Source organism: Leeuwenhoekiella aequorea (assembly GCF_004104375.1).
GTDB lineage: Bacteria > Bacteroidota > Bacteroidia > Flavobacteriales > Flavobacteriaceae > Leeuwenhoekiella > Leeuwenhoekiella aequorea.
Genome location: NZ_QOVM01000002.1, coordinates 500,482 through 517,067 on the forward strand (window position 1 = coordinate 500,482; position 16,586 = coordinate 517,067).

The 16,586-nt window shown below is 35.3% G+C and carries 14 protein-coding genes and 1 pseudogene; 5 read left to right on the forward strand and 10 right to left on the reverse strand.

Features of this window, described 5'->3' with window-relative positions; genetic code table 11:
• Positions 1–64: 64 nt before the first annotated feature.
• Positions 65–1,806, forward strand: a pseudogene (locus DSM00_RS15650) (DNA polymerase III subunit gamma/tau).
• Complete coding sequence (gene miaE, locus DSM00_RS06265) at positions 1,806–2,387, forward strand: tRNA-(ms[2]io[6]A)-hydroxylase (RefSeq protein WP_128757167.1); 582 nt, start codon at positions 1,806–1,808, stop codon at positions 2,385–2,387. Before DSM00_RS15650 ends, miaE begins: the two are co-directional and overlap by 1 nt.
• A 65-nt stretch (positions 2,388–2,452) precedes the next feature.
• On the opposite strand, the gene DSM00_RS06270 is transcribed toward miaE, so the two are convergent.
• The 10 genes from DSM00_RS06270 to DSM00_RS06315 form a co-directional block, all read right to left on the reverse strand.
• Positions 2,453–2,995, reverse strand: a complete 543-nt coding sequence (locus DSM00_RS06270; RefSeq protein ID WP_128757168.1) for a porin family protein — start codon at positions 2,993–2,995, stop codon at positions 2,453–2,455.
• A gap of 69 nt (positions 2,996–3,064) precedes the next feature.
• Complete coding sequence (locus DSM00_RS06275; protein ID WP_128757169.1) at positions 3,065–3,964, reverse strand: Ppx/GppA phosphatase family protein; 900 nt, start codon at positions 3,962–3,964, stop codon at positions 3,065–3,067.
• Positions 3,965–3,967: 3 nt separating this feature from the next.
• Positions 3,968–6,052, reverse strand: coding sequence for a polyphosphate kinase 1 (gene ppk1 / locus DSM00_RS06280; protein WP_128757170.1), 2,085 nt, complete (start codon positions 6,050–6,052; stop codon positions 3,968–3,970).
• Positions 6,052–6,537, reverse strand: coding sequence for a SixA phosphatase family protein (locus DSM00_RS06285; RefSeq protein WP_128757171.1), 486 nt, complete (start codon positions 6,535–6,537; stop codon positions 6,052–6,054). Before DSM00_RS06285 ends, ppk1 begins: the two co-directional genes overlap by 1 nt.
• 10 nt (positions 6,538–6,547) lie before the next feature.
• Positions 6,548–7,192: a pyridoxamine 5'-phosphate oxidase gene (gene pdxH, locus DSM00_RS06290; RefSeq protein WP_128757172.1), complete on the reverse strand. Its 645-nt coding sequence runs from the start codon at positions 7,190–7,192 to the stop codon at positions 6,548–6,550.
• 93 nt (positions 7,193–7,285) lie between these two features.
• Positions 7,286–8,206, reverse strand: coding sequence for a ribonuclease Z (locus DSM00_RS06295; RefSeq protein ID WP_128757173.1), 921 nt, complete (start codon positions 8,204–8,206; stop codon positions 7,286–7,288).
• Positions 8,207–8,357: 151 nt separating this feature from the next.
• Entirely contained in the window at positions 8,358–8,693 is a 336-nt protein-coding gene (locus DSM00_RS06300; protein WP_128757174.1) for a ribonuclease Z, read from the reverse strand.
• Positions 8,690–9,622 carry an aspartate carbamoyltransferase catalytic subunit gene (locus tag DSM00_RS06305; RefSeq protein ID WP_128757175.1) on the reverse strand — a complete coding sequence of 311 codons (933 nt, stop codon included), beginning with the start codon at positions 9,620–9,622 and terminating at the stop codon, positions 8,690–8,692. Before DSM00_RS06305 ends, DSM00_RS06300 begins: the two co-directional genes overlap by 4 nt.
• A 40-nt stretch (positions 9,623–9,662) precedes the next feature.
• Entirely contained in the window at positions 9,663–10,202 is a 540-nt protein-coding gene (gene pyrR / locus DSM00_RS06310; RefSeq protein WP_128757176.1) for a bifunctional pyr operon transcriptional regulator/uracil phosphoribosyltransferase PyrR, read from the reverse strand.
• Positions 10,203–10,417: 215 nt separating this feature from the next.
• Complete coding sequence (locus tag DSM00_RS06315) at positions 10,418–11,116, reverse strand: DUF4294 domain-containing protein (RefSeq protein WP_128757177.1); 699 nt, start codon at positions 11,114–11,116, stop codon at positions 10,418–10,420.
• Between the two features lie 109 nt (positions 11,117–11,225).
• On the opposite strand from DSM00_RS06315, the gene DSM00_RS06320 reads away from it, so the two are divergent.
• The 3 genes from DSM00_RS06320 (at position 11,226) to uvrA (ending at position 16,553) form a co-directional block, all read left to right on the forward strand.
• A complete protein-coding gene (locus tag DSM00_RS06320; protein ID WP_028375026.1) occupies positions 11,226–12,311 on the forward strand; it encodes a M42 family metallopeptidase in 1,086 nt (361 codons plus the stop codon).
• Positions 12,312–12,453: 142 nt separating this feature from the next.
• A complete protein-coding gene (locus DSM00_RS06325) occupies positions 12,454–13,530 on the forward strand; it encodes a DNA topoisomerase IB (RefSeq protein WP_128757178.1) in 1,077 nt (358 codons plus the stop codon).
• Between the two features lie 191 nt (positions 13,531–13,721).
• Positions 13,722–16,553: an excinuclease ABC subunit UvrA gene (gene uvrA / locus DSM00_RS06330; RefSeq protein WP_128757179.1), complete on the forward strand. Its 2,832-nt coding sequence runs from the start codon at positions 13,722–13,724 to the stop codon at positions 16,551–16,553.
• Positions 16,554–16,586: the final 33 nt, after the last annotated feature.

Below are 16,586 nucleotides of genomic sequence, written 5' to 3' on the forward strand. Positions count from 1 at the left end.
CTATTTTTATCTTTGGGCATCTAAAATCCGAAAACTACTTTCGGTGAAAAATTAAAATAAATCTGTGGAGCAATTCATCGTATCAGCCAGAAAATATAGACCTGCGACCTTTAAGGATGTTGTGGGGCAACAGGCTATTACAAATACGTTAGAAAATGCAATTGCAAATAATCATCTTGCTCAGGCACTATTATTTACAGGGCCCCGAGGTGTAGGTAAAACCACGTGCGCGCGTATTCTGGCCAAGAAGATTAATCAGGAAGCAGATGAAGTTGTTGATGAAAATGAAGATTACGCTTTTAACATATTTGAGTTAGATGCTGCTTCTAATAATTCGGTAGATGATATACGTAATTTAATTGATCAGGTACGTATAGCTCCGCAAGTAGGTCAATACAAGGTTTATATTATTGATGAGGTACATATGCTCTCTTCCGCAGCATTTAATGCCTTTCTCAAAACACTAGAAGAGCCGCCTAAACATGCTATCTTCATATTAGCAACAACAGAAAAGCATAAAATTATTCCTACTATACTCTCAAGATGTCAAATATTTGACTTTAAGAGAATTACAGTTAAGGATATACGTGAGCATCTAGCAGATATTGCAAAACTTGAACATATTACTGCAGATGAAGAAGCACTTCATATAATTGCTCAAAAAGCAGATGGTGCCTTAAGAGATGCATTATCAACCTTTGATAGGGTGGTAAGTTTTTGCGGTAATAATCTTACTCGAGCAGCAGTAACCGAAAATCTAAATGTTCTTGATTACGATACCTATTTTGAGACTACAGATTTAATTTTATCTAATAATATTCCGCAGTTGCTTCTCAATTTTAATGAGATTCTTGCAAGAGGCTTTGACGGTCATCACTTTATTGCAGGGCTTGCTTCTCACTATAGAGATTTAATGGTGTGTAAAAACCCAGCTACAATCGCTTTACTTGAAGTGGGGGATCAAACAAAAAATCGGTATCACGAGCAAGCTGAGAAAGCTGATTTTGATTTCTTGATGCCTGCACTTGAAAAGGCTAATGAATGTGATTTAAAGTATCGCACAAGTCGTAATCCGCGATTACTAGTTGAAATTTGTCTTATGCAAATGGCCTCTATCACTTTTGATGGAGAAAAAAAAAAGCTTCTGACTTTATAATTCCAGCTTCTTATTTTAATACCGAAAATAATAATTCTAAAAATGAACCTTCTGCAGAGAAACCAGTAGGTTCTTCGGTAGTTTCTTCTACATCTTCAGAAACGATTGCGCATAAAAAAGAAGAAAAAGCAACAAATAAACCTGAATCACAACCTCCTATAAGTTCACCCACTGTACAAACACCTGTGGGCGGCTATATCTCCAGTCTTTCAGTTAAAGGTTTAAAGCGTAAAAAAGAGATCCTTGAGCGCAAAACAGTAAAAGAAGTTGATATAAGCCAATTACCGAAAGAGCCATTTACTGAAAATGCATTACTCGCAACCTGGAAGGAATATGTTTCCAAATTGCAAAAAAGAGGAGAGAAAATTTTAGCTTCGAATTTAGAAACAGATACACCTACCTTAAAAGGCACGGTAATACATTTAGAATTTCCGAATGAAACCATGCGTGTCGAGCTAGAACGTGCCCAGCATAATTTATTAGAGTTTTTAAAGCGAAAACTTAATAATTATGACATTACTATAGAAATCACAGTTAATGAAGCTGCAGAACGTCGTTACGCTTATACAACTCGTGAAAAATATGAGAAGCTGAAAGAAAAAAATCCCGATTTAGAAATTTTACGAACCACTTTTGATCTTGATATATAATGCTAGGCCTTAAACTTCCCACAGACCCACGATGGGTAAATATTGTAGAGATGAATATTGATGATATACTATCTGATCACGCCTTTTGTGAGCAAAAAGCTGCATCAACTGCAATATCACTCATCGTCTCTTTTCCTGAATATACTGAGCTCGTTCAAGAAATGATTGCTTTAGTAAAAGAAGAAATAAGTCACTTTAAGCTAGTTCACGACAAAATTATCGCAAGAGGTAATGCTTTAGGTTATGACAGAAAAGATGATTATGTAAATAAACTACTTAAGTTTTTTCCTAAGGGCGGTAGTCGCACCACACAGCTTGTTCACCGGTTGCTTTACGCTGCTTTAATTGAAGCACGTAGTTGTGAACGATTCAGACTTTTATCACAAGAATTAAAGGATGAAGAATTACGCATTTTCTATCATAATCTGATGGTAAGTGAGGCGAACCATTACACGATGTTTTTAGGCTTTGCCCGTAAATATGGTGATGAGACAGAAGTAAATGAAAAATGGCAGAGTCTCTTAGATTTTGAAGCTGAAATTATGAAAGATCTCAGCAAACAGCAAAGCATACACGGCTAGAAATTTTAAATAAAAAAAACCGGTTCTTAAGTACCGGTTTTTTTTATTTAAAAGTATGTTGAATACTATAATTTATACGAGGCAGATAAAGTAAAGTATCTGTTTTTTCCTTCTAAGGCAGAACTATTAACAACATCTACAAACCCAAAATTATAACGAGCATCTATCGATAGACCATCAATGATTTGGTAGCCAATACCGCCTACAGCAGCTACATCATAATTTTTATACGCATCACTATTAAATGAATTCCATACTGCCAGACCTAACTGCGGGCCTACGTGCACATTAAATCGTTGTTTATTAAGTTTTAGCAATAGTGGTAATTGAATGTAGTCTAATTCTGCGCGTTCAGCATTAGCACTACCAGCTACCGAGTTAGGTTTATTTCCTTGAGCGGAATACAATAATTCTGGTTGAAAATTTAAACTTCCTGTTAATGGAATTTCAGCAAAAACTCCAGCCATAAAACCATATCGACTTAAAGCATCCTCATAATCACCACTTAGTTCAGATACGTTTAGTCCTAATTTTGCACCATATCTAACGTTCTGCGCCAAACAAGTAGCTGAAATTGTAAATAAAAATACAAGTAATAATTTTTTCATAATGAGATTTTAAATTGGTGAAAGCAAATATTGGGCTTTGCAATATTACTATAATTTTAATTTGATCACCTAAACAACTTGATTTTTATCGTTATACAGCGATTTTATAATGCCGTCTGACAACCCAATTTTAGGAACGTGGATATTTTTTGATCTACTCCATTTCATCGCAGATAAATAAATACGGGTAGCAGGTATAATTACATCGGCTCGATCTATATTTAAACCCAGCTCTGTAATACGCTCTTCATAATTATATGACTGAAGAAATTCATAAAAGCTCACCATATAAAAATACGTTAATGGCTTACCATCTTTTTTTCCACTCAGTTTAAATATTTTGTTGATATTTCCGCCAGATCCTATTAAATCAATTTTTGTATGCCCTTTTGTTACTTCCTTAATCCAGGCTTCAACATCTTCCCAAACAGTATGCCCTACTAAACCTTCTAATAGTCTTACAGTTCCCAGTTTAAAAGATTTAGAAGCCACAACTTCTTTATTGCTATAAAGTGTAAACTCTGTACTTCCTCCACCAACATCTACATACAAATAAGAGCGATCTGATGAAATCAATGACTGTAAATCTGTATTGGCTATTATAGCTGCTTCATCGTTTCCATCAATGATATTAATATTCACCCCAGTTTTTTTATAAATATGTTTTACTACAGCTTCGCCATTTTCTGCTTCTCGCATTGCAGAAGTTGCGCAAGCTCTATAATCTACCACCTTATGAGACCGCATGAGGAGTTTAAAGGCTTCCATAGTATCTGTCATACGAACAATATTCTCTTCTGATATTTTTTTTGACTTAAACACATCTGCTCCTAGACGTATAGGCACACGCACTAAAGAACTTTTTCTAAAAATAGGCTCACGACCCTCTAATTCAATTACATTGGCTACTAATAGACGAATTGCGTTAGAACCTATATCAATTGCAGCATATTTCTTAAACTGGATCATAATCTAATTTAACTTGTTTAAATAATAATCATATGTTGCAAACTGTGATCTAAGGGGTGCCTTATCATTAATGCGATATGCATTATCTTGAGAAGCGGTAATTTCCCGAGCCTTTACATTATCATTCCAGCAAATTGTGAAAGTGTCTATAATTTCTTTTTTGACATCTTCATCATATATAGGACAAGTTACCTCCACTCTATTATCCAAATTACGAGTCATCCAATCTGATGAAGAAATATAAACTTTCTCCTCACCTTCTTCTCCAAAAATTAACACGCGTGGATGTTCTAAAAATTTATCGACAATACTTATTAAATTTATGTTTTCACTCATTCCCTTAACTCCGGGTATTAAACAACACACTCCGCGTATTATCATATCAATTTTAACGCCCGCTTCACTAGCCGCATATAATTTATCGATTATAGAATAATTAGATATACTATTCAGCTTTAAACGAATATATCCCTTTTGACCATTTTTCACTTTCTTGATTTCGTTATCTATCAATCGGTAAAAGGTGTTTTTAGCGTAATGCGGAGATATTATCAAATGCTGGTAGGTATTGACTATATAATTGGTGTCAAAGAAATTAAACAGCTTACTTAGATCTTTAAGTATTTGCTTATTGGCTGTAAATAGGGTGTAATCTGTATATATTTTTGCAGTTTTACCGTTGAAGTTTCCAGTGCTTATAAATCCGTAACGCTTCAATCTTCCCGCTTCGAGGCGCTCGATTACACACACTTTGCTGTGAACTTTTAAACCGGGAACACCAAAAATAAGCTTGATCCCTTCGTCCTGCATTTGATTAGCATATCGCATATTGCTCTCTTCATCAAAACGGGCACGTAACTCAATCTGTACAGTTACATCCTTACCGTTTTTCGCAGCATTGATTAAGGCACTAGCGACGTGACTTAATTTCGCCAACCGATAAATAGTTATTTTAATCGTTTTGACTTTAGGATCTAATGCAGCCTCACGTAAAAATTTAATTACATATGCAAATGTGTGATAAGGTGTATATTGTAAAAAATCCTTTTCAGCCACTTTTTTAAACATACTATCATTAAGACTGATATTATTAATAGGTAGAGGCTTTTGGGTAGCATAAAGTAAATCGGTTCGTCCTAGACTAGGGAATCCCATATAATCTTTCCTATTATGATAACGACCTCCTGGAATAATACTGTCTGTATTTTCTATTCCTAATTTTTCAAGTAAAAACTTGAGAGTATCTTGATTAATCGACTGATCGTGTACAAAACGAACAGGCTCTGCATCTTCCCGACCTTTTACACTTTTGGATAGCTTTTCAATAAAACTTTTACCCAGATCAGACTCTAAATCAAGTTCTGCATCTCTGGTTATTTTAATCATATGAGCAGAAATCTCGTCATATTCAAAAATACTGAATACCGATTCCAGATTATAACGTATTAAATCGTCAAGTATCATTATGTAATCGATACCGTCCACTTGTGGTAAAACAACAAAGCGATCCAATTCACTGGGAATTTCTACCAGCGCGTGCAATGTTTTTTTAGTTGATGAATTCTTCATCGTTACAGTGAGGTAAGCCTCAAGATCTTGTATACGCGGTAAATCAATACCCTCATTAAGCATAATCGTAACAAGAGCCGGGCTTACCTTTTCCATAAAGAATGTCTTTATGAATTCGCTATGCTCCGGAAAATGCACTTCATTTTCTTTAATTATATAGATCCCTTGATCCTTGAGTTTTGAATGTATATTATGAATTATACTAAGACTCTCCTCCTGTTGTTGAATTACGATGCGTGTAATCTTATCCAGAAGCTCATCTGCAGCATAAACACCTAATGCCTTTCTACCTTTCTTTCCTGCTTCAACAATGCGTTTAACGGTTGCATAACGCACTTTAAAAAATTCATCAAGGTTATTAGAAAAAATACCTACAAACCTCAAACGTTCAATAAGTGGAACCGTCTCATCTGCAGATTCTTGTAAAACCCGTGCATTAAAAGATAACCAGCTAATTTCTCTATTTATATATCTTGATTCATCTGCCACAAGCGTAGATGTATTTAATTTATTATCCATTAATTAATATGCTTAGGTTTTACATATAATATTGTTTGCCCTTTTTGAATTTTGCTCCAGTCATCTACGTCAAATGTAATAGCCGTAAAAGCTGCTGTAGAAACATTATCTACTTGTTTGTCACCATACTGATTTACCCAATAGGTAAGCGCGTTATTATGACCAAAGATCATTAGACGATCAATACGATTGTCACATGATTTTATTACAGTATGCAATTTATTTCCGGTGAAATCATAAAGCCGGTTATCCAACTCTAGTTTTTCTTCGGGTATTCCTAATTCTTTCAAATATAAAACTGCGGTGCTCTTTGCGCGTACAGCATCGCTACTCACAATACGTTGCGGAATCTGAATTTTCTCTCGTATATAAACGCCCATCTTTGTTGCATCTTCGAGCCCCTTTTGGTTTAAGGGACGCATATGATCATCAAGATCAAATTCCCAAGACGATTTAGCGTGACGTATCAAATAAAGCGTTTTCATAAAATGTGTTTTATGGTGCAAGACGTTCTAACTTCCAATTCACACCCCCCGGCGTATATCGTAATCTGTCGTGAAGTCGGTTTGATCTTCCTTGCCAAAATTCAAATTCTACAGGCTTTATGACAAAACCTCCCCAAAAATCTGGCTTCGGAATTTCCTTTCCTTCATATTTTGTTTCTAGTTCTTCAAGCCTTTTTTCCAGGTATCCCCGATCTGCAATTACATCGCTTTGAGGAGAAGTCCAAGCGCCTAATTGACTTCCTCTAGGCCTTGATTGAAAATATGCAGTTGAAACTTCTTCTGAAACTCGCTCGGCTATTCCCTTAATAATTACCTGACGCTCCAGATTCGGCCAAAAAAAAGAAAGACATACGTGTGAATTATGAGTTATTGCTTCTCCTTTCTCACTCGTGTAATTGGTATAAAATACAAAACCAGCTTCATCGTAGCTTTTTAAAAGTACTACTCTGCTTTTAGGAAAACCATCTACACCTATCGTGGCAACAGTCATTGCATTCACCTCATCAACTCCGGGAGTCTCTTCTACTTCCTTAAACCATTTTTTAAATTGATTATAGGGATTCGCATCACTATGCTCCTGAGTTAACGTATTCTTTTCATAAGATTTTCTGTAACCGCCTAAATCTTCTGCCATATTATGTTTTTACAGCAATTTACATTAAAGCCTAACAATGTTAAAAGGTCCTAACAATCTTTTACATTTATTTAAAATGTATCTACTTTAACGTTAGTCATCAAGATTTTCAAAATCAAAGACCTTCCCGTCATCCGCAATTAAAACATTATCAAATTCTAATTTAGCTTCATTAGCAAACAGTGTGAGATCTGGATAGCGGGTACTATAATGACCTAAAATCAAATATTCTACATTAGCTTGTTTAGCCATCAAACCTGCTTGTCTAGCTGTCGAATGCCCCGTAGGTTCTGCTAATTTTGCATGTGCTTCCAGAAAAGTAGATTCGTGATACATATAACTTGTACCCTGCAATTGTGGGATATTATCTGGTTTATAGACCGTATCACTACAAAAAGCATAACTTTTAGGAGGATCTGGATCAAATGTGAGCTGCTCATTGGGTATGACGGTACCATCCTCGAGGATCATGTCTTTACCAGATTTTATTTTTTTATAGTATAAAACATCGATCTCTTTTTTAAGAACCGCATTCATATTTAGCTTGCGCTCTCCTGCTTTCTCTTTAAAAAGAAATCCGTTTGTATAAACCCGGTGTTTTAAAGGAATTGTCTCTACGGAAACTTTATCGTCTTCATAGATAATTTCAGGTTCTTTAGAAACTAATTCGTGAAAATACAATGGATAATTAGTCCAGCTGTTAGAAAGTTTTAGCTGAAGTGTTATTGCTTCTTTAATACCTTTAGGACCGTATACGTGGAGTTCTCCTTCTCGATTGAGCAATCTAAATGTTGAAATCAAACCTACTAAACCAAAAAAGTGATCCCCGTGTAGGTGTGAAATAAAGATGTGCTTGATCTTTGAAAATTTGACTTTATTTCGTCGTAATTCTACTTGTGTTCCCTCTCCACAATCAATAAGAAAAAGATGATTTTTTATCTGTAATACTTGTGAAGTGGGATTCGTAAAGGTTCGTGGTGTGGCTGCATAACAACCTAATATGGTAAGCTTCATTAATTATTGCTGAAAATTATTTAAGCAGAAAGCGCTTAAAACTATTTATAACTAGTAAACAACGGTACATTAACGGTAACCTATTGTATAGCTCGTTAAGTTAAGCTTATTATAGTAAAAAGTAATCAGCTTTTATAAAATTAGCTTTTTATTAGAAACCTAAATCCCGTTGAATCTCTTCTAAATCAATTACATCTTTTGCTTCTTCTAATGTAGGCACTACCATTAATTCTTCTGGTACTCGGTCTATCTGTGAGACTTTGTTTACTAACACAAACGACTTCTGTCCAGCTCTTTGAGCATTAGATATTTTTAAAAATGTAAGTAATTCTTCTAAAGAAACATTTTCATATTTCAATAAATCGATGACTAGGTTGACATCGGCGTATGCTTTAGGAACAATAAACTCTAAAAATGAAGCAAATTCTTTTATACCATCTTCCTCATCTGCAAGAATAGTATAGGTATCGTTTTGAGTAATTATCATTGTTTCTTGATTTTTGAAGCTAGCAAATAAATGACTGCCATACGTATAGCAACTCCATTTTCAACTTGATTAAGAATGATAGACTGTCCACTATCAGCAACATCACTCGTAATTTCTACCCCACGGTTAATAGGTCCCGGATGCATAATTACAATTTCTTTATTTAAAGAATCTAGCAACTCTTTATCTAATCCGTACTGCTGAATATACTCTCGTGTTGAAGGAAAATAACTAATATCCATTCGTTCATTTTGAACGCGTAGCATATTTGCAACATCACACCATTCTAGAGCTTTTCTAAGATTTAGCTCAACCTCCACGCCTAGCGATTCAATATACTTAGGCATAAGAGTTTTTGGTCCACAAACTTTAACCTCAGCTCCCTGAAGCTTGAGAGCAAAAATATTAGATAAGGCCACTCTACTGTGTAGAATGTCACCTACTATAACCACTTTTTTACCACCAACATCTCCTAATCGTTTCTGTATAGAATAACTATCTAACAACGCCTGTGTAGGATGCTCGTGTGCTCCATCACCCGCATTAACAATACTAGCCTTAATATTTTTTGAAAGAAATACTCCGGCTCCGGGATTAGGATGCCTCATAACAACCATATCTACTTTCATAGATAATATATTATTAACGGTATCTATTAAGGTTTCACCTTTTTTTACTGAAGATGCTCCTGCAGAAAAATTTATCACATCTGCACTAAGTCGTTTTTCAGCAAGCTCAAAAGAAAGTTTTGTACGTGTGCTGTTTTCAAAAAACAAATTTGCGATCGTTACATCTCGCAGAGAAGGAACTTTTTTTATAGGACGGTTAATTATTTCTTTAAAATGATCAGCCGTTTCAAAAATAAGATTGATATCTTCTTTTGTGATATACTTAATCCCCAATAAGTGATCTACACTTAACTCGCTCATTCTGTAAGGTTAATTTGTGCGATTTTTATCTCCGTTAATTTTATTCTTCAATTAGATAGACACTGTCTTCTCCTCCATTCTCAATCCAACTTACTTTTACTTTTTCACCATTTATAGCATCTACCTGTCGTCCTCTATAATTAGGCTGTATAGGCAAATGTCTGCTAAAGCGGCGATCTATTAGTGTAAGCAGCTCTACTTCTCGTGGTCTACCAAAACTTTGAACCGCTGTAAGCGCAGCATTTATACTTCTTCCCGTATAGAGAACATCATCGATAAAAACTACATTCTTATCTTCGACTACAAAAGTAATTTTAGTTTTATTAGCCTCTAATGGCTTATCCCCTCTTCTAAAATCATCTCTAAAAAATGTGATATCAAGATATCCCATTTTTATATCTGCAATTTTATAATCTTCTTCAAGGAGTTTTTTTATACGTTCTGCTACATAAACACCTCTCGGTTGAATACCTATAAGTACCGTATTTTTAAAATCGCGGTGATTTTCAATAAGTTGACAAGCTAGTCTATTAAGAATAATATTTACTTCTTTAGAATTAAGTAAGACTTTTTGACTCATAGTAGGAGTTACGCTTGTTTGGTTAGCAAAGGTATCTATTTTTTTTGAACAGAATATTTCAAAATACGCTTTTACTTCTTCTTATTCCGACTAAAAAAAGAAAAGCTGAAGGGAATAGTTAGAAATAGAAAAAAATACTTTCCTGTTAATACACCTATTCCTGTAATTAATAGAGCAATTATATAAATCCAATAGCTAGTATGCCACTTCATAATCTACTTTATACCTTGACTGAGTTTAGGTTTAACCCACTTATTTTTTAATTCTAAGAAATTAATTTTAATTGCAGGATCTTGTGGCTCTAGCACATTAGCTTGAAAAGAACGCTGAAGAATATCTTCAATTAAATAGTCTTCTTGAACATTCTTAGGATCGTAAATTTCTTTTAAGGAAATATCAAAAAAGCTTGCTGTCGTATTCAGGAAAAAGGCTTTTAACCCACTTCTATAATCTTTTATTAACTCAAAAGTTGTAGATCCTGTTTGTCTATACATAAGCTTCACAAGAATTTGACCTTCGGTACGGGTTAGTTTTTTTAACTGAGCTCCAAACTCATCCTCTACATACCGCTGAATAATCTTTGTATATTTCTTTTTTGCACGCTTGGATTTCATAGAATCTAATCGTTCATTAAGCTCTACTAAGCGTTCTCCTGCAAGTTTTGCATAGGGCCATACTTTACGTGTTTTTCTACGTAATATTAAATAGCGTCTACGGGCATCATTATCATTAAATTTTAAACGCCCCATAACAACTACATCATCTAGAAATATTGCTTTGCGGGCTACACTGTCTCCTTCAACAAAATAATATTCTACTGTCGAAGTATCAGTCTCAGTAGTAGTTTCTTCTATAGTCTGTGCACTTAAAATACTACTCAAAAGGAGTATAAAAAGGGATAGTATCTTCTTCAAATTTTATTTTTCATTATAATGATCTAAAACTGTTCCAAAAGTAAGCAATCGACCAGATTGCATTGCGAAATTGCTATTAATATTCTTACTTTCGTAGAAAATTGAACTTATGTCAAAAAGCATTTTAAATAAAGAATCTCTGGATTTTCTTGAATCCTATTTAAATAATGCCGCACCTACCGGTTATGAGTGGGAAGGGCAAAAAATATGGATGAATTACCTTAAGCCATATGTAGACACGTTTATCACAGATAATTATGGTACTGCCGTAGGTGTTATTAATCCCGATGCTAAATACAAAGTTGTTATAGAAGGACACGCTGACGAAATTTCTTGGTATGTAAACTTTATAACAGACGACGGACTTATATACGTTATACGTAACGGCGGAAGTGATCATCAAATTGCACCTTCTAAACTGGTTAACATTCATACTAAAAATGGTATTGTAAAAGGTGTGTTTGGATGGCCTGCTATTCATACACGAGATAAAAGTGATGAGAAAGCGCCTAAACTTGATAATATATTTATCGATACAGGTTGCAAAAATAAAGAGGAAGTTGAGAAGTTAGGTGTTCACGTAGGTTGCGTAATTACCTATCCAGATACCTTTACTATTCTTAATGGAGACAAATTTGTATGTCGTGCACTAGACAATCGTATGGGTGGTTTTATGATCGCTGAAGTAGCTCGTCTTTTAAAAGAAAATAGTAAAAAGCTTGATTTCGGATTATACATTGTTAATTCGGTACAGGAAGAAATAGGACTACGTGGTGCAGAAATGATTACACATACAATACAACCTAACGTGGCTATTGTAACCGATGTAACTCACGATACGACCACACCTATGATAGAAATGAAGACAAACGGCCGAGCAGCAATAGGTGATGGCCCTGTAATTTCTTACGCTCCGGCAATACAACAGAAATTACGAGATCTTATAATTGAGACTGCGGAAGAAAAAAATATTCCCTTTCAGCGATCTGCGTGCAGCCGTGCTACAGGAACAGATACAGATGCCTTTGCATACAGCAATGGCGGCGTACCTTCAGCATTAATAAGTTTACCACTTCGTTATATGCATACTACTGTAGAAATGGTTCACCGAGATGATGTTGAGAATGTAATCAAAATGATTTACGAGAGCGTTCTTAAAATTAAAGATGGACAAAGTTTTAGCTATTTTGACTAGTTAAAATTACCAGTAATTAAAATCTGAAATGTTCGGGTGGCAATCGTGTTATCCGAACATTTTTTTTGTTTCATTTTTTTTGAATAGATATTTCACATTTTATTAGTATAAATCATACAAAATTGCTTCTAAATTTGGAATTATGACCATAACAGAATCCAAATTAGAAAAATTACTTAAAAGTCCTGAAGAAGCAGCTCGTATTGCAGATCTTGTTTATGTAAAAGAGGAACACCTCACTATTTGCAGAAAGAAAAAAGGTAAAGGATTTACGTACTGCAAAGATGATAAAATCATCAAATCTAAGCCTGTACTTAATCGTATTAATAAACTGGTAATACCTCCAGCCTGGCAAGATGTTCTAATTTCTGAACCATCAAATGGTCACTTGCAAGTTGTAGGTCGCGATGATAAAGATCGTAGAGTATATCTGTATCACGAGACTTGGAATAAACTACGTAACGAGACAAAGTTTTTAAAACTTGCCTCGTTTGCTAACATCTTACCTCAACTGCGTAAGCAGGTAGATAAAGATCTAGATGAGGTGCAAATGACCCAGCGCAAGGTGCTTGCTCTTGTTATACGATTAATGGAAGAAACCCATATACGTGTAGGTAACGCTTGCTACGCAAAACGCAATCAAACCTATGGTCTTTCCACACTACGTACTCGACACGTAAAAACTACAGAAAGTGATATTAGATTTGAATTTGTAGGAAAAAAGGGAAAAGAGCATAAAATTAAAATCACAGATCCCGAGCTTATAGATCTTGTAAATCAATGTGAAGAAATACCAGGCTGGGATCTATTTCAGTTTTATGATGAAGCAGGAGTTAAACATCATATTGACAGTGGTATGGTAAATGACTATATACACGAATTAAGTGGAGACTTATTTTCAGCTAAAGACTTTAGAACTTGGGGAGCCACGAAAATCTTTTTTGAGTCGTTGAGAGAAAGTGGTTATGTTTCCGAAGAAAAACAAAATGCTAAGAATATCCTTACTGCTTATGATGCTGCAGCTAAAGGCTTAGGAAATACCCGCAGTGTTTGTAAAAGCTACTATGTACATCCAGTAATTCCGGAAGCGTATGCAGATGGCTCAATCACAACATATTTTGATAAGGTTGATAAAGTAAAACTGAAGCCAAACTCATTTATTTCTAAAACTGAAACTGTTATTACAGAAATGCTGGGAGATTACGAGATTAGTTTATAGTTTCTTATTTAATATCTACACGATTTTGAATACTGAGTTTAAAAAATGTAAAGGTCACTACATAACTTTATACACTTCAATTTAAATTGAAATACTACAGCAATTTATTAGGTTTTTTTTAAGGCTACGACCACCTCCCTTTTTTCAATTTTTGACTCATTTACAGTACCTTTGCACACTTGAAAAAGAAAATGGCAGAAACACAAGAATACATTGAGGTTTATGGGGCAAGAGCTCATAACTTAAAGAATATAGATGTCCAGATTCCCCGAGAAAAATTAGTCGTTATTACAGGACTTTCAGGTAGTGGCAAAAGTTCGCTCGCATTTGATACGATATATGCAGAAGGGCAACGCCGTTATATAGAAACGTTCTCGGCTTATGCACGACAATTTTTGGGCGGGCTAGAGCGTCCCGATGTTGACCAAATACAAGGTCTTTCACCCGTAATTGCAATTGAACAAAAAACGACTAGTAAAAGTCCGCGGTCTACTGTAGGTACCATTACAGAAATTTATGACTTTTTGCGTCTTCTCTTTGCTCGAGCAAGTGATGCGTATAGCTTTGAGACCGGCGAGAAAATGGTTAGCTATAGTGATGATCAAATTAAAGATCTTATAAAATCTGAATATAATGGTAAGCGAGTAAATGTTCTGGCTCCTGTAATTAGAAGTCGAAAGGGACATTACCGCGAACTATTTGAACAAATTGCCAAACAGGGATTTGTTAAAGTTAGAGTGGACGGAGCGGTCAAGGATATCGAGAAAGGAATGAAAATTGACCGGTACAAGGTGCACGATATTGAGATCGTTATCGACCGGTTAAAAATTGAAGATGATAAGGATCTTGACAAGCGTCTGATGGAAACCATTAATACTGCGATGTATCACGGTGAAGATGTGATGATGATTTTAGACCATGATTCTAATGAAGCACGCTATTTTAGCCGAAGCCTTATGTGCCCTACCTCAGGTATATCATATCCGAATCCTGAACCTAATAATTTCTCATTTAATTCGCCTAAAGGTGCTTGTCCTAATTGTAATGGGATTGGAGAATTACGCGTAGTAAACATCGATAAAATAATTCCAGATCCTAAACTTTCAATAAAAGCGGGTGGTCTAGCTCCGCACGGTACTCAAAAAAGTAATTGGATTTTTAAACAACTTGAGATTATTGCGCAACGGTTCGATTTTAAATTAACAGATCCTATTAGTGCTATTCCAAAAGCGGCTTTAGATATGATTCTCTACGGCGGTAATGAAAAATTCACAGTAGATTCTAAAGCACTCGGTGTAAGCCGAAGTTATAAAATAGACTTTGAAGGAGTTGCGAAGTTTATTGAAAGTACTTACGAGAATAATGATTCCGCATCCTTAAAAAGATGGGCTAAGGAATATATGGAAAAAGTAGAATGTCCGGTTTGTGAAGGCTCACGCTTACGCAAAGAGTCACTTTACTTTAGAGTTCACGGTAAAAATATCGCAGAGCTTTCAAATATGGACATTCTAGAGCTCGCAGCTTGGTTTAGAAATGTAGAACCTAATCTTTCAGAAAAACAAACCGCTATTGCGACTGAAATTTTAAAAGAAATTAATGCCAGGCTTCAGTTTCTTGTAGATGTAGGTCTCACGTATTTAAGCCTTAATCGTAGTTCAAAATCATTATCTGGTGGTGAAGCACAACGTATACGTCTAGCTACCCAAATAGGATCTCAGCTAGTGGGTGTGCTTTATATTCTTGACGAACCAAGCATAGGTTTGCACCAGCGAGATAATGAGAAGCTAATAAATTCGTTAGTTGCTCTTCGTGATTTAGGCAATTCGGTGCTTGTTGTGGAGCACGATAAGGATATGATTGAGCGAGCAGATTATGTTATCGATATAGGTCCTTTTGCTGGAAAGCACGGAGGCGAAATTATAAGTGAAGGCACACCTAAATCTTTACTTAAACAACATACCTTAACCGCTCAATATATTAATGGTGAGAAAGAAATAGCTGTACCTGAAAAGCGCAGAAAAGGAAACGGCAAATCAATTGTACTCAAAGGAGCTACTGGTAATAATCTGAAAAATGTGAATGTCACGTTTCCTTTAGGAAAAATGATTGTTGTTACAGGTGTTTCCGGTAGTGGTAAATCTACACTCATAAACGAGACCTTATATCCTATTATGAATGCGCATTATTTTAACGGTGTAAAAAAACCGGCGCCATATAAAAGTATCAAAGGTCTTGATGAATGTGATAAAGTAATAGACATTAATCAATCTCCTATAGGCCGTACACCACGCTCAAATCCTGCGACATATACAGGAGTTTTTGGAGAAATTCGCAGTCTCTTTGCAAAAATACCCGAATCCCTAATTAGAGGATACAAGCCCGGACGCTTTAGTTTTAATGTTGCTGGTGGCCGTTGTGAGACTTGTAAAGGTGGTGGTTTACGAGTTATCGAAATGAATTTCTTGCCAGATGTTTACGTAGAATGTGAGACATGTCACGGAAAACGTTTCAATAGAGAAACCTTAGAGATTAGATATAAAGGGAAAAGTATTGCTGATGTGCTTGAAATGACGATTGATGAAGCGGTCCCATTCTTTGAGCATATTCCTAAAATATATCGTAAAGTAAAAACTATACAAGATGTAGGTCTTGGGTATATTTCATTGGGACAGCAATCTACAACCCTATCTGGTGGAGAGGCACAACGTATTAAACTGGCTACCGAATTATCAAAAAGAGATACCGGTAATACGTTCTACATACTTGATGAACCTACCACAGGATTGCATTTTGAAGATGTACGTATTTTAATGGACGTATTAAATCGACTTACCGACAAAGGAAATACAATGCTAATTATTGAACATAATATGGATGTAATAAAACTTGCAGATCATATTATCGATATAGGATATGAAGGAGGAAAAAATGGAGGCAAACTTGTAGCTAAGGGTACTCCCGAAGAAGTAGCTAAAGATAAAAAGAGTTATACAGCTCAGTTTTTGAAGAAAGAGCTAAATTAGAACACTTCCTAAACAATAAAATCAAACTCTATA